Raw genomic sequence first — 20,087 nt, forward strand, 5'->3', positions numbered from 1 at the left:
CAAGGTGCCTAAACCAATATCTATCCAAAGGAGCGTCGTTTGCCCATGAACAGATTATCATATCAACAGGAGATCGACAATGGATTCGCCGACTGGAACCTTGGTTTTTACTTCTCGAAACCGGTTCTGAAGCACCTGGCCCATTTTACCGATGGCATCTTAAGTATTGGATTCACCGGCAAGTTGACGGAAATCCACACCGCTAGCCGAAATGAGAATCACCGGACCCTTTTGGGGCATTTCTTGAAACAGGGCGTTTGGAATGAACAATTCCTCCTCGGACAGACCCAGCAGCACATTTTGCGAAAGGTAGCGAAAGACGAACCCCTTTTCGTCCTGATAGACGACACCATCTGTAAAAAGACAAAGCCTTCGTCACGGGCCAAGTCTCCAATAGATGCCTGCGGGTTTCATTATTCGCATGCAGACGGAAAAAGTGTTTGGGGCCACCAGGGGGTGGAGATGATGGTGAAGTCGGCTGGCCGGGCGTTTCCGTTTGACTTCCGGCTGTATACCAAAGAGACAGGGGAAAGCAAAATTCAATTGGCAGATGACATGATCCGTCAGCTTCCCACTTTGAAGCAGACTGCCTATGTGCTGTTTGATACTTGGTATACGGCCAGTTCCCTCATCAAAGCTGCCCGGTCAAAAAATCTCCATGTCATCAGCGCACTAAAAAGCAATCGGATCATCTATCCCAATGGGATCCGTATCCAGGTGAAGGAATTCGCCGCTTCCATTCAGGAGGTGGACACCGACTTGGTGACAGTCGGAAAAGCCACCTACCGGGTGTACCGCTACGTAGGCCCGCTGAGCGATGGGACGACAGGCACTGTCCTCTTGTCCTGGACCCCGGATCAGCCGATGGATCCCAAGCTGATGCGCTGTTTTTTCAGCACGGATGCAACATTAACCAGCGAACAGATTCTCCGTTATTATGGCGAACGGTGGAGCATCGAGACCTACTTTCAGACCGTCAAAAAACAGCTTGGGTTCGCGGGCTATCAAATCCGAAACGAACGGGCGATCCGCCGCTACTGGACAATCGTCCAGTTCACCTACGTCTTCGCGATGTATTTGCGGGACGAGGTTTTCCAGATTGCCATCCGGCAACTACGGCGCCAAAAGATGGGCAGTCTCATCGAGTTTGTCTATGAGGAATGCCAGAACGGAGTGGCGCTTGACCACATCAAAAATGAGCTACAGCCAGCGTAGGCACCCGTCTGTTCACATTCGTTGGGAATTTTTAACTGCAAAAATGCTCATTTAGAGTATAGTACTTATTTCCTTTAAAAATTGGCTACTATAGAATGACATAAAGAATAAACGCAAAGACGGCTACACTGGCACTGCTCGTCGCCATTTGTTTGCCGGCGATGGCTAAGGCATCTTTTATTGATAATTCCTTCGCTATTTTCATCAAGGTCACAAGACATGCAGTAAATGTGCTGCAGAAAAATACCGCCAAAAATAACTGTCCAGTTGTGATTTGTTCCAGCAGGCTCCCGGATCCTTGATTCAATAGCAAAATGCCGTCTTTCCGAAAAATACTTGCAATGAAAGCTGGGGCCACTTGCTCAGGCAAGCCGAACAAAGCCAGAAATGGTGCCGCAAACAGGCTTAAAACCGCCATGCCTCCAATCATTTCCATGACGGAAGCTACCAGGCAAATAATTAGGAAAATCGGCATTGCTTGAAACAGAAATTGGCTAATGACCGGTTTAGTCCGATAGGAAATCGTCTTGAGCGAAGGTCTTTGTAGAAAAGACTGATGCTTTTGGAGTTTTGGAATAGCAATTGAGCGGTTCCAAATCTTCACATGAATCAAGGACACCATCATCAACGCTGCTGTATAAGGCACAACCAATATTATATTGCCGGAAGCTCCGAACACTGAAAGGGTTGCACCCATTTGGTAACTGCAGGCTGAACCAAATGAAATGACGGAGATGCAGTTTTTCCTCGAACAGACATTGCAGCTGCGAGTCGCTTCCATCGCAACCACATTGCACCCGAAGCCGCTAATAATCGGCACGAGATCCTGTCCTGTCAATCCGAATCTTCGCATGGCGGAGTCAAGTCCATCCGTAATCAGATCTTTTAACCCACTCTCCTCTGTAATTGCTACAGTCATCGAAAACAGCAAAACGACCGGAAAAGCCCATACAAAAGAATAGATGCCGAGTGAAATAAGCCCATAGTCTCCTAATGTCAGAGTATAAAACGGTTCCGGCAATGCCGAACTCCATTTCTCCAGATGAGCCAGCACATGAAGGTCCACAAAAGCTTCGGCTCGACTAGAAAATTGGTAAGCCAGAAAAATAGGAAGCACATATACGCTCATCAAGACAGTAAGGGCAAAATAAGGCCCCCATATCGGATGATGGAATAGAGGCTTTGACGTTTTTACCTTTTTTAGCGGCAATCGATAGATTTTTATTAACTCCTCATTAGTTACCTGCCGGGCACTGTCGTTCAGTTGCTTTACGAGTTCGGGGTTATATGAGCGAGTATCGATGAGGCATAGCGGAAAGTCCCTGGCATCCTTAAATCCCATTAATGCCTTTTTGGAACTTTCATCCATTTTGTCCTGAAACGTGACAATAATCGCTGTCGGAACTTCTTTAATAGAGAATAGGCTTTCCAGCGCTTTTAACTCTTCTAAAAAATGCGTTCCCCGAACGACCAGCCACAGCTGGTCGGCTGTGGCTGCCGTTTTTTTCGTATACTTGCTTGTGACCAATTCACTCCCCAGACGAACTCCCGGTGTATCGATGTAATGATGGTGTTGCTCTTTTACTTCCCCTATCCTTGAAGTTGCTCCTCTGACATTCGATCCTTGGGAAGGATATTTTTTGGGAGATAAACGATTGAGCAAAGTTGTCTTTCCCGAAGACTCCAGTCCTACTAATACAATTCTCATTCAAATTCTCCTAGCACGCGCAATCTTTTTCACAGCAGGATAAGTCACTCAAATACATGGAAGCTGCTTTATACGAGTCAAAAATCGCTGGGTTATGAGCCAGTTGGTGGCGTTTGAATATTTCTTCAGCCACAATGGCGAATCGCTGACGAAATTTATAAATGAAACAAAAAATCGTGTTGGCTTGACGGACGCTCGGACCGATCAAGAATATTGATGGGGCAATGGTGGATTCATCCTTATCCGTCAGCAATGGAAGCCCTTCTTCGTTCCACTCGAATAATTCCCCAAATTGTTTTGCCCCGTGGCTGAATCCTGTACAGATGATCGGTTCATTTTCTGTTGCGATACTTGTTCCGTCATCGAAAGTCACGGTATAGCCCAGCAGATCCGCATCTTGTTCAACTGAGATCGCCTTTTTATGTGTATGCTCTGTAATTTTCCCTGTTATAGCTGATGAACTTAAGCGCTCTCTTGTAAAGGGGGATAAAGTTCGACTCGGATCCACCGATGTGTCAAACCAGGAACCTGCCGAATAGTAGACATCGACGTTTTCGCCTTTGGACGCTAAATGGTAAGCTGCATCAGCCGAACTCTCCCCACCTCCTATAATCATTCTGGTTCCTTCTAATTCTGCCCACGAAACTACATCTCTATAATGCAGTCCAGCAGAGAAGGGGCGCTTTGGAAACTGGAACTCGCCACAAGCCACAATGATGGAAGCCGACAAGTGGCCATCCCCATTTTCGTCCGTTTGTATCCAATACTGCTCTCCTCTTTTTTCAATATGATGGACCATCGTGTGTTCACGAACCGGCAAATCATAATGACCCGCGATCAAATCCAAATAATCCCCGTATTCCTCTCCCGATAAGTGTTCTTTTCCAAATGTATAGGCAGGCGAAGTGTCAGGCAGGATCGCATTCAAATCCAATTGCCCGAACCCATGGGCGGTAAAAGAAGGCGTGATGAGCTTAGTTTCACTTGGCCATTGAAAAAAAGTCGAACCTACCGTATCTTTTTCGATGATCACAAAATCCTCCACTCCGCTTTGTCTGAGCAGAACTCCCATCCCGATTCCAGCTGGTCCTGCACCAATAATTGTAATCATATTTTAATACCCCCTTCATAAATTGTTGATTGGTGCATACTGGCTTCCCTCTTTAGTTTCCAATTCAGATAATTCTTCTGTTATCTGCTCCTTGTCTAAATCTTCTCCAATGATGACTATGTTCATCGGTAAGTTAATTGGCAGGGGTAACATGAAAGGCTTGCCATATGCCAACTGGATTAAAAAGGTTTCTTTTTCTCCAGTGAAGCGCAAAAAACCCTTTAACCGAAATAAACTTGATGATGTTTTTTCTAACCAATCTTCAAAGTCGGATCGGTCGACTTCGCTTTGAAATGTATGAGTCATAGATTGGATACGTAAATGGTGGACAACATGCAGAGATTCATGGTCCTTCAAGTCTCCTATTTTCCTTGCATGTTCCATATCTGTTATCTCCGTCTTCGCATACGTAGTAATCGACTGCTGCGCAGTCGGATTGATTTCTTTGATGGTTTGTTGCAAGAAATCTATTTCTTGAGGAGAAACTGTATCAGCTTTATTCAATAGAACATGATCCGCATACTTGACTTGCTCTTCCAATAACTTCTGAACTGGAGGGCTCAATTCCGCACGGTGCACCCACCTTTTTGAATCCACTACTGTGATGAGCGGTTTTACAACCATATATGGAGCAAGGACTGGCGACAGGCAGGCATCCAATATATCCACTGGATGCGCGACTCCGGTTGCTTCTATAAAAATCACATCCGGTTGTTCGTTCCTGTACAGCTCCAGTAACTGCATTTCCAACTCATCTTTCATGGTGCAGCAAATGCAGCCATCTAATAATTCCAAAATGGTCATATCCGAACCAATAATTTCCGAATCCACCGAGTATTCGCCGAGTTCATTCATAATTACTGCTACTTTCTTCCCAGTTGCTTTTTCATTCTCTGCGAGCTCTTTCAATAAGGTGGATTTTCCACTGCCTAAAAATCCGCTTAAGATAAATAAATGGATGGGTTCTCCCAAATAAATCGCCACCTTCATGTTTTTTGTTTCTGAATATCTATAAACGGCTATCGTTAAGTTATCGCATAAATAGTAATCATTACGATTCGTATGATAAGGGATTTCTTCGACACCGTCAATCATTGTGTATAAATAGGCTTTCTTTACAGCAATAATTATTTCACTTTTTCTTTTTCATATTCTCTTCAATAAGTTCTTCAATCTAAATAGTTAACAAATCGGTGCATTTACTCCTTATTTTCTTTCTAACTAGTAATCGCATTCTAAACTGCTTTAATTATTTTAATTATAGCTTGTTTTTTTCTCATGGAGCGTGTATCATTTCGTTTGATAGAAAAGTGTAATGATTACGATTTAAGGAGGGTGTATATGAAAAAACTCTTATTTCTTTTAATACCTACCTTATTTGTTGCCGCATGCAGTCAGCCGACAATAACAGAGGAAGACGATTCGAAATCAACTGAAGTAGCTGGTGCACCCGCCGCATCAGAACTTGAAGTATATACGACCGTTTATCCGCTTGCTTATTTCACAAAGCGTATCGGTGGTGAACGGGTCAATGTAGAGTCAATTTATCCCCCCGGGGGAAATGTACACGTGTTTGAACCTACACAGCAAGACATGATCGCATTCGCCGAATCCGATCTGCTCTTTTATATCGGTCTTGGCCTCGAAGGGTTTATTGACAGCGCCAAAAATACACTTAGCGAAGAAAATGTGGAACTTGTCGCCACTGCTGATGCCATTTCCGATGAAGAATTGGAATCTGGTCAATCGCATGGAGAAGAAAGTCTTGAGAATCACGAACATGAACACCATGACGAAGAAAATCACGATAATCATGCTGAAGAGGAAAGCCATGACGATGATTCTCATAAAGAAGAAGGTCATGATGAGCATGATCATGGGTCTGTAGATCCACATCTTTGGATTTCTCCAGTGTTGAGTCAGAAGCTTGCTGAATCAATTAAAAACTCACTAGTAGAGGCAGATGCAGAAGGCGCTGAACTATACGAAGCAAATTTTGATGAGCTTGTCAGTGAATTGGTACAACTGGATCAGTCTTTCGCTGAATTATCAGACCAGGTTGAAAACAAGACATTCTTCGTTTCACATGCTGCATTTGGATACCTTGCGGACACATACGGGTTTGAACAAGTGGCGGTTGCCGGGTTGAACAGCGAGGATGAACCCTCTCAAAAAGAATTGACGGAGATTGTTGATCTTGCAAAAGAGAAAGAAATTGACTATATCGTTTTTGAACAGAATGTATCATCCGATTTAACAGAAATCATCCAAAAAGAAGTCGGTGCGGAGGCGATTGAGATGCATAATTTAAGCGTCTTGACTCAAGAAAATCTGGATAACGGGGAGACCTATTTCACGTTGATGGAAAAGAATCGTGACGTGTTGGAAACCATTCTGAAGTAAGTCGAAGTACTGCGAAACTTGCGGTGCTTTTTAATATCTTACTTCTAGAAAAGATACTCGCACGGGAAAGGAGAAGATGGTCTATGTATAAATGGATAATTGTTGGTGGAGGAATCCAGGGAACGACGATGGCGAATTTTTTGTTGAAACAACACAAAGTCGCGAGTGATGAGTTGGCAATTATTGATCCGCATACTGAACCATTAGCCAACTGGAACCGCTACACAAATGCCATTTCGATGCCTTTTCTGCGCTCTCCATCTGTCCACCACATCGATGTGAACCCCTTTAGCTTGGAGGCGTTTGTGAAAGACAATGGACACAACGAAGGTTCTTCTTTTCTCGGAAGATTAAAGCGCCCTTCTCGTCTTTTATTTCAGGACCATTGCGAACATTTGGTCAAGGATTTGTCGCTAAAAAGAAGCTGGGTCCAGGGCTCTGTTCAAACCATCGACCGAGCGCAGAATGGGTGGCAAGTCCAGCTTCAAAGTGGACAATTGCTGCAAGGGGAGAACATGATATTGGCCATCGGCATCAGCGAGCAGTTATCTTGGCCTGAATGGGCCAAAAAACTGAAAAAAGACGCTGTTTCCTCGGTCTATCATATTTTCGATCCGGCTCTTCCAGACTTTAAAGAGATGCAAGCCCCCTTTACTGTCGTCGGAGGTGGAATCACAGCTGTTCATTTAACCCTCAAACTAAATACGCTGTTTCCTAAACAAGTACGCTTGCTAAAACGCCATCCCTTTCGTATGCATGATTTCGACAGTGATCCGGGCTGGCTTGGCCCTAAAAACCAAACAGCTTTTCGCAAAACCGGCTCTTACAAAAAGCGCCGCGAAAAAATTGTTCATGCTCGGCATAAAGGTTCGATTCCACGGGATTTGTATATCAAGTTACGTCACCAAATACGCCAAAATCATTTACTGGTTTCGGACGGCCAGGTTCATCAAGCAAGAATGGAAAAGGACTCTGTTAAGCTTTACGATGAGCAAGGCCGTTTAGTTCAGCAAACTGGGACTGTTTTATTAGCAACCGGTTTTATTCCGACGCTTCCAGGGCAAGAATGGTTGACGCCTGTTATCAAGAAGCATCAATTGAAATGCGCAGATTGCGGATATCCCATAATCTCTGAAACTTTGCAATGGGGACCCAATTTATACGTGATGGGTGCTTTGGCAGAACTTGAAATCGGACCCATTGCCCGAAATATCTCTGGAGCTCGCCAGGCAGCTGAACGGATAACAAATAGTCTATAGATTGAGCTTTCCTAACTATCCATGTATTGACTTCCAAAACAGGGGTTAAAACTTCAAACACGACAAATCTTTATAAAAAATTTTTGAAATCAACAATAGAAATCACCCTTTGCATAAAAGCTAGTGCTAAATCAGCTTTTATGCAGAGGGTGATTTTTTCGAATGATAGTTATCTTTTTCAGCTATACAAATCGTTCTTTCTCTACCGTTATAACAAGATGAGAAGCGATCCGCAAATCATAATTATTCAAAGCTTCAGTTTCTAATAGACCAGCACGCTAAAAAGAATCGCGACCGACGCAAAATCCATCGGCTCGCGTAGCACCATAACCTTCAAAATGCTCCCTCATTAAGCCAACCAATCGGGACAATTTCCTGTTCCACCAAAGGCGATACGACGTGATCTCTCCCACAATGGAGATCATTGTCGTTATTTTCTTTATATCTGTAAGTGTTCCATAACCTTACACTTTTGTAGATACTGTTTTTACTTCGCCTATTAAACCGCACCGATTAGCGGATATTTTTTGACGTACTCATTTTTCGTTAATTCTTCCAGCATAAAATGGGCAACATCAGAGCGACGAACGAAAGGTTTTTTAAACTTAAAATAACCTGTTCTATATTGTTCTGTTTTTTCTCCATCCACTAGTCTTGGTGCTCGAACAATTGTCCAGTCTAAATCAGCTTTGATAATGCACTCTTTATGATTGACGGAATCGATCCACAATTCTTTGGCTACTACTTTTAGTCCCAGTCCAAATAACCGGCTGACCAATCCCTGTTTCACATCCTTCTCCACTTTTACTCCCGCACCGGTCAAATTGATTAACCTCTTAATACCGCAGAGATCCATAGCCTTTGTAATATTCTCCATGGCCCGAGTCAAAAGGTTTTTTGGGCTATTTTTCGTGTGTCCCAGGACACTCAGTACAGCAGCCTGTCCTCTTACAGCCAGCTCTACGTCCTCATAAATCAATACATCTCCTTCAAAAATGGTTAGATTTTCATGTTGAATGGGAAGTTTGGCTTTACTTCTGACAAAAGCCGTCACTTCATGCCCTCTTTCCAGGGCCTGCATTACAAGAGGTTTTCCCGTTCTTCCACTTGCACCGAAAATAATAATCTTCATTTAAGATTCCTCCCTAGTCATTTTTTAAATCCAACTTTCTTTATAGTCTTCAATATATTTTCTTATTTTTGTCGGTTTTCTTTTCGCAACTTGTTCAAAGTCGGATCTTATTCCTTTGGCGAGGCCGAGCTTTGTCGGGAAATGAATGCCCACAACAACATTAACAAATTCTTTCTGCTCTCCTCTTGAAACCATGTATTCTTTGAAATCCTTCACAGATGGGTTTGTGTATTCGACCTTTACCTGCAGCACATCTGAAAGAATTTGCGAGACTTCATAAAAGTCTAAGGCTTCATCACCTGTCACAATGTACTTTTTGTTTGTATGTGTTGCCGTATCTTTTAAAGCAATCATGGCGAGCTCTGCAATATCTCTAGCATCCACAAAGCTGGTTTTCCCTTTTCCCGCGGGCACAAAAATCCGCTTTCTTTCTTTGATCTCTCTATGAAGAAAATCGTTTAAATTTTGCATAAAGTAGCCAGCACGCAGAAAAGTATACGGAATAAGAGAATTTCTTATTAATTTTTCATTTTTATAATGATGAACAAAGGGCATGAATTGAACATCTTTTAAAGACAGATAGACAATATGCTTGACTCCCTCTTCTTTTGCCTTCTCGATAAATCTTTCAAATTGAAGATGATCACCTGGAGGATACATTAAAAAGATCTTGTCAATTCCATTCAATGCAGCCCCAAAAGTAACAGGCTTTGAAAAGTCAAGACTGACAAATTCATAACTTTCTCCGTATTTTTCTTTTGCTTTTTCAACGTTTCGAACAGCACATTTAAATGGAAGGTCTTCTTCTTTTAATTTTTCCGCAACTTCATATCCTACTTTTCCAGTAAAACCTGTAACTAAAATCGTCATAAGATCCCTGCTTTCTATTGAAATCGCTTAATAGAATAAAAAAAGGCTATATAAGTTGAACTAAAGAAATAGCTTTTTCAACTCAATGAGGGTGGGTAAAAGAAGAAATCGCTCCAGACAGACGCTTTTCTCCATATCGAGAGATATCTTAGCGGAGGCGCGGCAAGGGGCTAGGCGAAGCTATGAGACGAGTGTTCTTCTCGGCTCATAGCGAGAGCCATGCCCAAAGCGACCGAAGCGATTTACAATATGATACTTGTTTAGTTCAACTTATATAGTTGTAAAATGAAATGCAACAGCTAACTTGCTAAAAAAACAGAAAAAGCCACAGATAAACCGTGTATGATTAAGTCGACGAAACATCAATCGATACGGAGGTTTATCTATGGCACATACAGTCTACCACATCAAAACGCTCGTTTAAACACATGATCCCTTTCGACCGCGGGCGAATCGCCGCGCTTCAGGAGGAGGGAAAAACCCCAAACCGCTATTGCAGAAGCGATTGGCTGCGACAAAAGCACAATCAGCCGAGAACTCAAACGTGGCATCGTCACGCAGATGAAGACCGGCCGCGCGACATTCGAAGCCTACTTTCCGGAAACCGGACAGCTGAAATACGAAGAAAACCGCCAAGCCTGTGGAGCCAAACTCAAGCTAGATGACGCCATCGAATTTATCCAGTACGCAGAAACCAAAATCTTGGACGACCATTGGTCACCCGACGCGGTCTGCGGATCTGCAACACTCCATGAACAATTCGAAGGGAAACCGGTGTGCACCAAAACGCTTTACACTTACATCGAGCTTGGCTACATCGGGGTCAAAAACATCGACCTCCCGATGAAAGTGCGGCTGAATACAAAAAAGCGGCGGATCCGAGTGAACAAGCGCGTGCTTGGCCGCAGTATCGAAGAGCGACCGGAAGCCGTGGAAGACCGGACCGAATTCGGTCATTGGGAAATCGATACGGTCATCGGCAAGAAAAGCCAGTTAGAACTAATTAATAGATAGACGAAAGAAGAGAGAGAGTATCCTACGTACTTTCACCATCTATTTATTCGCAAAATACCTATTAAAAGAACCTCCAGCATTAAAATTCTTCAAGGATAAAAAGACAACCGGCTTTCAAACGCCATTTGTCTTTTTTCCATAGCCATTGCTGGTTATCAATATCTACTGCTTTAATCGATTTTCTTCCATACGGGTCAACACTTGCTCATTGTCCTTATTGGACAGGTTTGTATAGAGAGAAGTGGTTTCAATATTGCTGTGGCCTAATTGGTCCCGAAGGAGAACAATGCTTCCGCCATTTCGGATGAAGTCTGCCGCAAAGCTATGCCGCAGCTTATGCGGGCTCATGCCTTCTCCCTGGACGAAGGCAGCAGTATACTTAGTTACCAAATTTTCAATGGCGCGACGGGAGAGAGGTCGTGCTGTCCCTCCATAAAGCGTAACGAATAGGAAAGGGACTTCTTTCGATCCGGTATACCGAGTCTCCCGAATATCCAAGTAGTCTTTTACATGTTGAATAGCCTGATCCATGACACGGACGGTATCTTCTTTTGCACCTTTCCGCTTGATATCAATTAGTTGTTTCTTCAGATTGATTTTCTTCACCAGGATACGGGCCGTTTCGCCGAGCCGGATGCCGCTTCCGAGGAAAAGGGAAAGAATGGCCAGATCCCGCTCCTTGTCCCGATTGAACCGTTGGCGAGCAAGTCCACTTTCCAGAGTAGCCTCGTATGCGTATTCGATGAACTGCATGAAATCATTGATTTCATGTTCATTCAGGATGACGGAACTAATTTTCTGCGCACGACGGCTAGCCGTTTCTTTCTTTGTATGAAGCACGATTTTGCTCATGACATTTCGGTAGAAGTACGATTCTCCGTCCTCAGTCTCGGTTTCTTTCGTTAAATAATTAAAAAGCGATTTTAAAGCATTAATCGAAAGGGTAATCACCGCAGGTCCACGTTTTTTCACCGTACTATTCTCATGGGTAATCGCTTCTTCCTTCAGGAACTCAATGTACAACTCCACGTCCTGTTTCTTCATTTCAGCCAGTATAGAATAGGGAATAGAAGCACTTTTCGAAGCATCCGTCAAATTCTCTCGCAACAGCCACTGGAAGAAATGCTGATAGCGGTAGAGGTACTGTAACAATGTATCGGCCGAAAGACCGGCACGCTTTTTGGAACGTACATATTCAACGACATAAAAAGGCATATCGTTTAGCTGTTTTTCAATCCGTTGGAGGACTTGTAGCTCTTCAGGTGTTAACGCCATGTCATGTTGACCTCCTTTGTTGACCTATTCCCATATGTTCGCAAAATGTAATTTAAGCGAACATATAGTGGTGGTAAATATTTTTTCTAGAAAATGAGTAATTTAAAACAATAATCTTATAAAACCGCTTTTAAATAGGCAGTTAAACTTTCTTCCACACATTGGGAAATCAACTCAACGAAAGGCTGCGTATTACCTTGCATGCTCGCTGTTTCCAACGTTTCGTAGTACGTTAAGCGCTGTACGTTTTCAGCTTTGACAATAGCAGGAGGGAAGCTGTGACCCATTAGAATCAAATTCATAAGTAGCCTCGCGGTCCGGCCATTGCCATCTGCGAATGGGTGAATATAAACGAATTTAAAATGAAATAATGCAGCTAGTTCTACTGGATGCAGCTGCTCTTTTTCTTGTTCATACCAGGCGAAAAGTTGTTGCATTTCATTCGCCACTTGGAGAAAATGCGGCGGTTCGTGCTGGCTACCGGAAATTCTCACGTTAATTGAACGATACCTACCAGCGTTTTCATCGTCTATGTTTTTTAAAATCAAGTGATGAATCGTTTTTAACGTTCGCTCATCCAACGGCTCAGTCTGATTGACCTGATCCTCAATAAAGCTGATTGCTTCAGCGTGGTTGATCACTTCAAAATGTTCTTGTAGCCGCTTGCCACCAATTGTTAAGCCATCTTCCATTACAATCTTTGTCTCAATTAACGACAGAGTGTTTCCTTCAATGGCATTCGAATTATACGTCCATTCCACACGATACACGTCGCGCAGGTTCTTCACAGCTGCAGCTGGAAGAGGTCTTTGTTGATCTAATTGTTTTTTTAATTCGTCGACGCGATTAAATTGATTCATTATGTAACACCTGCTTTTTAGAGGATTAAGGGCATGAGTGCTTAATTTCAGTAGATTTTATGTTAAATAACTTGATACTCTTTATTTTATCACATGACTATTCTATATGTTCGTTAAATTAAGATTTTGCGAACATATGATGATAAACAGAAAGATATTTTATAATTCGCCGATTATAAAATATCTTCCCTCCCGATAATCCTGAATATATAAACTAGAAAAATCCATATAGTCCCTCATCAAAATATTTGAACTCTTCTACAGAAATTCTATATCAAGTAAATCCTTCATAAAAAGCTTGTAACAGTGAAGGAGTGGCTATAAAGTTCCTGATTGCGAAACATCATACCGTGGATCTCCTATGCTCATTCCGTCAACGTCAATAAAAAGTTTTACTTCCACGTCTTTAACAAATGCATTATCTGTTGTAAAGTCTCCATGAATCATAGTTTGTTTTCCTGAGTGTAGATGTCTAAAAGTAGCCCACTATAACTTGCTACTTACTCATAATAATATACTTCTGGATATGGGTGAGATAAAAAATTATGATGGGAAATAGTCCATCCATAAGCACCTGCGAATTGAAAGATAAGTATATCTCCTGCTCTTATTTCCTTTATTAGTACGTCTTTGGCCAAAATGTCGGTTGGCGTACAAAGCTCTCCGGCAATACTCACTTTACTGTTTTTTATAATTGGCCGTTCAAATGGAAAATCCCATTTTTCATTTGAAAGAACTATAAACGGCTGGTTCATTTTCCAGGCTGCTGGCAACCGCAAATGATGTGAGCCTCCTCGAACCAAGGCAAAACCTTCACCGTGATTAACTTTTACATCAATGACTTCAGTCGCATAAAAACCCGATTCTGCTACCATATAACGACCCATTTCAATTATCAACTCTAATTTTTTGCTTTTATACTGTTTATATAAATTATGTAATCCTTCAGATAAGACATTCCAATCAAACGGTGCTTTTGAATTGATATAGTTTATTCCTATGCCGCCCCCTACGTTCACAACTGGTGCAGAGATTCCGTATTTTTTTTGCCAATCCACTGCCTTTTCTAAGCATACAGCAATAAATCTTACATGTGCCTCGGCATCTAGGTTGTTTGACATGGCATGGAAATGAAAGCCTCGGACTTCAAGATTCGGTGACAATGATAATTTTTTCAAAAGCTGAGGAATGTCTCGTTCGGCGACTCCAAATTGTGTAGGGACTCCCGCCATTTTCAAATAGCTGTTTGATACGTTGTCTTGTAAGTTGACTCGAACCACAACGGCTACTTTTTTCTGAACTGATTCCGCTAAATACTGTAGTCGGTTTGCATCATGAAAGCTTTCGATATTGGCAAGTTCGGTCTCTCCTTTAACAATCAACTCGAGTTCATAGTCTTTCTTAGCAGGAGCTCCGAAAATGATTGGTTTTTTTGAAATTGCTTTTGCTATTCGTACTTCTCCTGCCGACGCGGCCTCAAAACCGTCGACTATTTCGTCGAGCACCTTTATAATTCGCTTATCAGGATTGGCCTTCATTGCATAAAAAAGACGGCAAAAAGGCGGAAGAGACCTTTTAATAGAAGCAGCATGTTTTCTGAGCTGTTCCAAATCATAAATATACGCGCAAAAAGCTTCTCTTCGATTGTTCTTTTCGTTCAATTTTTTTACAATATCGTTTATCGATACTTTTTCTTCTTGAATTATGGACATACATTCCCCTCATTCCTGCCCTCTCCACAGATCTTTCCGTAATAGGGCAATAAATACAGTAGAGAGACAGCAACCAATTCCCATAAACAGGCCAGCTGAAACAACTCCCCATACACTACCAATCCATCCCACGAGCAGAGCGCCTAAAGGGATATAACCTCGATCCATCAAAGCAATACTTAAAATTCTACCGCTATATCTCTCATCAACATTTAATTGCAAGATTACTCTGCTAAGCGTCCGGTAATACTGGCTTGCCAATCCGATTAAAAACATAAGCGCAAGAACTAATATGTAACTCTCATTCACCAAAATAAAGAAAAAAAGTCCCATTCCAAAGGAAAAAGCTGAAATCACTAACAATCGTTCGGGTCTCTTCGGCTGCCTAACTGCTAATAGTAACGTGGCCACAATTGCTCCGAAAGAGGAGACAGAAAGTAATAATCCAAAACCATCTGGCCCCATTTGAAGCAGTTCTTTTGAAAAAAGTGGAAGCATAGTAGTGTAAGGGAAACCAAAAACCATCGGGGCAATGGCAATAAGCAAAATAGATAATACTTTTGGCTGCTGTTGTATATACCGCCATGTCTCCTTCAATGGCCGTTTAGATTTCCTTTTTTTAACCTCTGACGTTTTTTGTTCAGAAGGTCCGATTGACAACAAAGAAAGCATGACGAAAAACGTGCCTCCTGATACTCCATACATTAAAATTCCTGGACTGAAATGAACGAGAAGCATTCCTGCAATAGCCGGACCAATCATTCTGGCTAAATTAATAATGGTTGTCTGAATCGATACAGCACTGGCCAGCATTGATTTTGGAACCAGGTCAGACAAAAAAGAATTGCGTACGGAAACTTCAATTGTCATTAAGCATGACCGCAATGCAACAACCGCCAATAACCAAAAGATTGTACTTCCCCTTTGCAATAAAAAAGCGATCCATAAAGTTGCCAAAAACAGAGTGAAATAATTTATGATTAAAATTTTTCTTTTATCAAACCGATCAGCAAGAATTCCCGCCGGCAAGCTGAATAGAAAGACCGGCAAAAGCCGACTTGCATTTAATATGGCCAACATCAATGGCGAATTTGTCCATTCGTATATCACCCAATTCAAGATGGTCATATCCATCCAGTCTGTAGATCTGGTTATGAAGCTTCCGTACAAAAATTTCCGAAAACTCACTGATTTGAGTGCAAGTGAATTGGACAATGGAAAGGAATTCAGCTTACTCATTGGCTATTCACATTCCGTTGCCAAAGGATTAGGAACTGTGCTGTAACAATAGCCACTCTTCGGATACAGACGCATACTGGTCAAAGCCTTGTGCCTTGCCCATGGCTCGAATAAACTTGCAGCGTCCCTGCTTACGCCTTCAACTCCTTGTGTGTGAAGTTCGCTAAAGACTTTATCACAAGCCTCTCGAACCTTTTTCCACAGACTTTTCTCTTGAGTCCCCGAATATTCGCACAGTTGCATAATAATTTCACCTAAATGGTTTTGAAATACTGTATAAAAAGCTTTTTCTCGCATTTTTTGTTCATCCGACGTTATAGACACCGAATCGGGATAAAAATCAATTTTGATTCCTTGCTGGTTAAGACGGTTCTCGTAAATTCTTGCTCCTCCCCAATCCCTGAAATAAAAACGAACCAGTTTACCATTTTTAAATACAGGTACACTATTTTGTAAATGCCCTTCTAATGCCACTCCATATTTTACTAGTAATATCAGATAACCAGGAATGACTACGGAGAGATACTCTGTAAGAAAGCTGTCGGTTCCTTTGGCTTTATTGAAGTTAAAATAGCGACAATATTCATCTGCAATTTCTGCAATTAAATTTTTCCCAGAAATTGGTGATAGATTATATAGGCTGCAGCCAGGTATTGCAATTTCACCAGGATTCAGCTTACTATCAAAGTTCTCTCTTACTACAACGGTTAAATTTCTTGAACGCTCTATGCTCTCTGAACGAAAACTGTAGCCCGCCACTTCATTAATGGGCAGAAAATTTTCTAGAGAAGGCTCCCGTTCCATAATTGTTTGCATCATTACAGAAAATTCAACAGAATTCATTGCTGTCTGTGGTGAAATGGAGCGAATTGTGGATGTCATCTGGCTGTTGACAGCTAACTTAAGGGCAGGTTTTCCAAAAAGCTTTGGCCAGATGGTCCGAAATGATGACGATGCAGCTCCTTCTATTGCTAATCCAGTAAACAGTACGATGATACCCATTTTAATCTCTTCAGCGTACAAAGAAGGAATCACATTGTGATACTGCCATTCATGAACGGGAATCAAACGATAGTCTTTAACTTTATAACCTCTCTCTTTCATTTGTACTTCATACAATTTCGCCGTTTCCGGAAATTTCGATTCGATATAGTCGGGATGAAATTCAGTTGAGACAAGGTAATCTTTCCGAATGGCAAGAAAATAGATTAAAAGACTTTGGCGAAATTCAGGTGAGAACGAAAAAACATCACCTGGTTCCAAGCCCTCCTTTGTTTTGGAACCGGGATGAAGATTATGTCCTTCTGTCGAAAATTGTTCAAAAAACAGACTTGAACTCCACAAAGGATTGCTGCGCTTTTTAGATAAAGCATATTGAATACTGGTATCGGTATTCAACTTTTCTGCTTCCTCGCATAATTCTCTTTTCCACTGTTCATAGTCAGAAAGAGCTAATATATAGTTGGCTGTACCATTGTCGAGCTCTTTCTTCAGAGTACTTGCTTGGTCCGGCAGCATATCACCTAATGATGCTAGCAAATCACTTGCGGTTTCCACTACTTCCATCTTTTCTTTAGAAATAAGGAGTATATCATCTGTTAATATAACTCTTCTAAACCCGTACTCTTTTTTTACTGGAAATACCAGTAATCGCTCATCAAAATAAAAAACAAAATAAGTAAGATTTTCTCGGAGGCTAGATTCCGGAAGCTGCCGGATTAACAGTTCCCAATTTTCATCTACATCCTCGAGACTCATAACAAAAACAGATCCAACTTTCTTCAATTTTATTGATTTTGAGTACAAGCTCACTATGTCCTCTCTCAGTAAAGCCCCAGCGAGCTTGTTCAATACTCTTTTCCTTCCTTTTTTCAAGGCATTGAGATAATCAGGAACGAGGTTTGGTTGATGAAGCTGTAAATAATCGAGACATTTTTTCTCCTCTTTTTGTATCTCTTTCGAAATCCTCTTTTTTACAGTGTTATAAACCATTATCTTCATCTCCTTTTTTGACATCTGCCAATGGATTGGATATTAATGTATAAGCATTTTCTGTAAATTGATTAGTGAGCCTCATTTTCACCAGTGATTTTAATGGAGCCAAGGGAGCGAAAAGTTTCTCTTCCAGCAACAAAACTGCTTGTTGGCAATTCCCTTGATTTTTTAATATGAAAATCGTCGAATGAACGACACCTCTTATAGGTTTCCACAGCATTTCCTCCTCGATTTGAAGTTCTTTTGATAGAAAAAAAATCATTTCCCCCAAATGATTATGAAGAAGTGCATGAGAAAACATATTGAACAGGTCCTGTTCATTATCCGTTAAAAGATTGGTGTCATTATCGATTGCGTATCCCCATCCAAAAAGGTTGAAGCGATCTTCTTTTATCCGTATACCGCCATTGTCTCTAAAAAGAAAACGAACTGGCATACCATCTTTGAACACAGGCACAGTGTTTTGAAGATGTGCTTCTAAACTAATCCCATATTTAGAGATTAAAGTTATTAACCCTGGAAGCAGAAGTTCTGCATACGTACAGATATATTTTACGGCTGCTTTATTTATATCGATTTCATTAGTTTTGCTATAGTTTTCAACCAGTTCCAATAAGATTAGCTTTCCTGTAAATGGTGACCGGCTAATCAAGAAAGCTGCCGGAAGTGCTATTTCTGATTCACTTAAATTTTTTTCAGGATTTTCTCTTAAAAGAGCAGACAAGTTTTTCTTTAAAAATAAGTCTTTGTCGTTTTGCAGAGACAGATAATGTCCTCCTGCACTTTCGGATAAAAATCGATACGAATTGCCAACTAAAGGATCAATAGTTTCTATTTTTTTTAATATAGCTGAAATCACTGGTCCATTTTTTATAGAAGCTGGAGATACCGTTCGCTTAGCACTCGTCATTTGAACATTAAGTGCTGTTTTTATATGATGAAGCGTTTTGCTTCCGTGTGGAGCAAGTGATCTAACAGATAAAAGAGCTGAAGCTGGAATATGTACATTTTCTAACGGCAGGATTAATGTCTGAGCGATTTCCTTTTCTAAATATGGTTTGAGTGTATGTTTCAGCTGCCAGGGATGAACTGGTATTACTTCATAATCCTTTCCCCTATTGGGAAGTCTCTCTTTAAAAACTGTTGACAGGTTAGGATATTCCCGCAATAGAATATCTGTCATTGTTTCTTTTCCATTTGAATTCATAGAAGCGAGGTTTTTGTGAATGGCAACAGGTATTAAATTTGCATTAGCTCCCCATTCTGGGGAGAACTTAATCACTTCCTGTGCAGTCAAGCCTAGTTTTGTTTTGGTACAAGGATGAAGTGTATGACCATCAATCACCCACTGCTCTCCAAAAACCAGTGGACTGAAACAGGCATTCTTTTTCATTTCTGCTAATAGAAATGAAAAGGTATCTCCGGACCAAATAAATTTCTCTTTTCTCAACTCTGCAGCAGTTAGAGAAAGAGCGTAATTCACTACAGAGTTTTCCAGCTCTATTGTAAAGCCATTTTCTTCTTGTTGTAGTTTAAGGAGGTGGGCAAAATCTGCCGGATGATCGATTTTTCTGGTGCTTCCTTCTTTGCCATAGAGGATATCTTCCCCAATCTCCATATGACCAAGCATATATCGCTTTTCAATTGCCACTGTTAATTTGCCGCCACTTGGAACAAGCATAGTCACTTGCTGTTTATTTCCTTCTTTAATCCACGAACTAGGCAAGAAATTTTCTCTTAGGATTGCTTGAATAAGCTGATGAAGAACCCGTTTTTTGGATTGTGGAAGATTTCTTTTAAAAGCCCTGGAGACTGCTGGATGTCCTTTTTCCAATTCTTTTATAACTTCTATTTCACTGCTTCTTTGAACTAAAAGATGGTTCAATTAAAACGCCACACTTTCTCAATGAGAATGGGTATCAACAATATTCATTCTATTGATAATGATTATCAATGTCAAACGGATTTAAAGAAATAAGCATATAGACTTTTCCATTTAGTATATAGAGCTACAATTTGGAAAAGTCTAATTGAATTTAAGAGATATTGAGTAAAAATAAAAGTAGGACACTCTAAAAATATTAAAAATCAGTTCTCTAGAACAAGATATTTGCATAGATAAGAAATGGCGAAATAATATCGAGACCGTCAAGAATTAAACTTGCTAAAAGAAATAGAATTTAAAAAATTCTCAAAGTAAATTTCAGCTACCGCAGACACTCTCCTATTATTCATCGATATAACCCTCCTACTAAAAAACTTCAAAATTAGTAATTTATAAATGGATTTTCCCA

General features: G+C 41.1%; 15 protein-coding genes and 1 pseudogene. 4 read left to right on the top strand and 12 right to left on the bottom strand.

Features of this window, described 5'->3' with window-relative positions; all coding sequences use genetic code 11:
- Nucleotides 1–45: 45 nt before the first annotated feature.
- On the top strand, nucleotides 46–1,215 hold the full coding sequence (locus BBH88_RS17420; RefSeq protein WP_065536401.1) for an IS701-like element ISPlan1 family transposase: 1,170 nt from the start codon (nucleotides 46–48) through the stop codon (nucleotides 1,213–1,215).
- Nucleotides 1,216–1,303: 88 nt separating this feature from the next.
- Here BBH88_RS17420 and BBH88_RS17425 read toward each other — a convergent pair whose 3' ends face one another.
- From BBH88_RS17425 to BBH88_RS17435, 3 genes are read right to left on the bottom strand one after another with little or no spacing between them, the layout of a single operon-like run.
- Entirely contained in the window at nucleotides 1,304–2,923 is a 1,620-nt protein-coding gene (locus BBH88_RS17425; RefSeq protein WP_006831623.1) for a nucleoside recognition domain-containing protein, read from the bottom strand.
- A gap of 10 nt (nucleotides 2,924–2,933) precedes the next feature.
- Nucleotides 2,934–4,034, bottom strand: a complete 1,101-nt coding sequence (locus tag BBH88_RS17430) for an NAD(P)/FAD-dependent oxidoreductase (RefSeq protein ID WP_006831624.1) — start codon at nucleotides 4,032–4,034, stop codon at nucleotides 2,934–2,936.
- 15 nt (nucleotides 4,035–4,049) lie between these two features.
- The gene (locus BBH88_RS17435) at nucleotides 4,050–5,006 is read right to left on the bottom strand and encodes a CobW family GTP-binding protein (RefSeq protein ID WP_238323363.1); all 957 of its coding nucleotides are present in this window, start codon (nucleotides 5,004–5,006) and stop codon (nucleotides 4,050–4,052) included.
- Nucleotides 5,007–5,375: 369 nt separating this feature from the next.
- Between BBH88_RS17435 and BBH88_RS17440 the strand changes: the two genes are divergently transcribed.
- Nucleotides 5,376–6,437, top strand: a complete 1,062-nt coding sequence (locus tag BBH88_RS17440; RefSeq protein WP_065536400.1) for a metal ABC transporter solute-binding protein, Zn/Mn family — start codon at nucleotides 5,376–5,378, stop codon at nucleotides 6,435–6,437.
- Between the two features lie 83 nt (nucleotides 6,438–6,520).
- On the top strand, nucleotides 6,521–7,696 hold the full coding sequence (locus tag BBH88_RS17445) for an FAD/NAD(P)-binding protein (RefSeq protein WP_006831127.1): 1,176 nt from the start codon (nucleotides 6,521–6,523) through the stop codon (nucleotides 7,694–7,696).
- 499 nt (nucleotides 7,697–8,195) lie between these two features.
- Here BBH88_RS17445 and BBH88_RS17450 read toward each other — a convergent pair whose 3' ends face one another.
- Together BBH88_RS17450 and BBH88_RS17455 are read right to left on the bottom strand one after the other, a co-directional pair.
- Complete coding sequence (locus tag BBH88_RS17450; RefSeq protein WP_006831128.1) at nucleotides 8,196–8,828, bottom strand: NAD(P)-dependent oxidoreductase; 633 nt, start codon at nucleotides 8,826–8,828, stop codon at nucleotides 8,196–8,198.
- Between the two features lie 24 nt (nucleotides 8,829–8,852).
- A complete protein-coding gene (locus tag BBH88_RS17455; RefSeq protein WP_006831129.1) occupies nucleotides 8,853–9,698 on the bottom strand; it encodes an SDR family oxidoreductase in 846 nt (281 codons plus the stop codon).
- A 428-nt stretch (nucleotides 9,699–10,126) separates the two neighbouring features.
- Between BBH88_RS17455 and BBH88_RS17460 the strand changes: the two are divergent.
- Nucleotides 10,127–10,703: pseudogene (locus tag BBH88_RS17460) on the top strand (IS30 family transposase); the annotation flags it as partial.
- A 171-nt stretch (nucleotides 10,704–10,874) separates the two neighbouring features.
- Here the strand turns inward: BBH88_RS17460 and xerS are convergent.
- The 7 genes from xerS to BBH88_RS17490 all read right to left on the bottom strand — a co-directional run bounded on the left by xerS (nucleotide 10,875) and on the right by BBH88_RS17490 (nucleotide 19,678).
- Nucleotides 10,875–11,987: a tyrosine recombinase XerS gene (gene xerS / locus BBH88_RS17465; protein ID WP_065536398.1), complete on the bottom strand. Its 1,113-nt coding sequence runs from the start codon at nucleotides 11,985–11,987 to the stop codon at nucleotides 10,875–10,877.
- A gap of 116 nt (nucleotides 11,988–12,103) precedes the next feature.
- Nucleotides 12,104–12,847: a Fic family protein gene (locus tag BBH88_RS17470; protein WP_065536397.1), complete on the bottom strand. Its 744-nt coding sequence runs from the start codon at nucleotides 12,845–12,847 to the stop codon at nucleotides 12,104–12,106.
- 318 nt (nucleotides 12,848–13,165) lie between these two features.
- The gene (locus BBH88_RS19015) at nucleotides 13,166–13,294 is read right to left on the bottom strand and encodes a phosphotransferase (protein ID WP_006830396.1); all 129 of its coding nucleotides are present in this window, start codon (nucleotides 13,292–13,294) and stop codon (nucleotides 13,166–13,168) included.
- 53 nt (nucleotides 13,295–13,347) lie between these two features.
- Nucleotides 13,348–14,559 (bottom strand): type III PLP-dependent enzyme, encoded by a 1,212-nt coding sequence (locus tag BBH88_RS17475; RefSeq protein WP_006830395.1) that lies wholly within the window; start codon nucleotides 14,557–14,559, stop codon nucleotides 13,348–13,350.
- Between the two features lie 9 nt (nucleotides 14,560–14,568).
- On the bottom strand, nucleotides 14,569–15,798 hold the full coding sequence (locus BBH88_RS17480) for an MFS transporter (RefSeq protein WP_006830394.1): 1,230 nt from the start codon (nucleotides 15,796–15,798) through the stop codon (nucleotides 14,569–14,571).
- A 3-nt stretch (nucleotides 15,799–15,801) separates the two neighbouring features.
- The gene (locus BBH88_RS17485; RefSeq protein WP_006830393.1) at nucleotides 15,802–17,790 is read right to left on the bottom strand and encodes an IucA/IucC family protein; all 1,989 of its coding nucleotides are present in this window, start codon (nucleotides 17,788–17,790) and stop codon (nucleotides 15,802–15,804) included.
- Nucleotides 17,780–19,678, bottom strand: a complete 1,899-nt coding sequence (locus BBH88_RS17490; protein WP_006830392.1) for an IucA/IucC family protein — start codon at nucleotides 19,676–19,678, stop codon at nucleotides 17,780–17,782. Before BBH88_RS17490 ends, BBH88_RS17485 begins: the two co-directional genes overlap by 11 nt.
- Between the last annotated feature and the right edge of the window lie 409 nt (nucleotides 19,679–20,087).

It is taken from the genome of Planococcus antarcticus DSM 14505 (assembly GCF_001687565.2).
GTDB lineage: Bacteria > Bacillota > Bacilli > Bacillales_A > Planococcaceae > Planococcus > Planococcus antarcticus.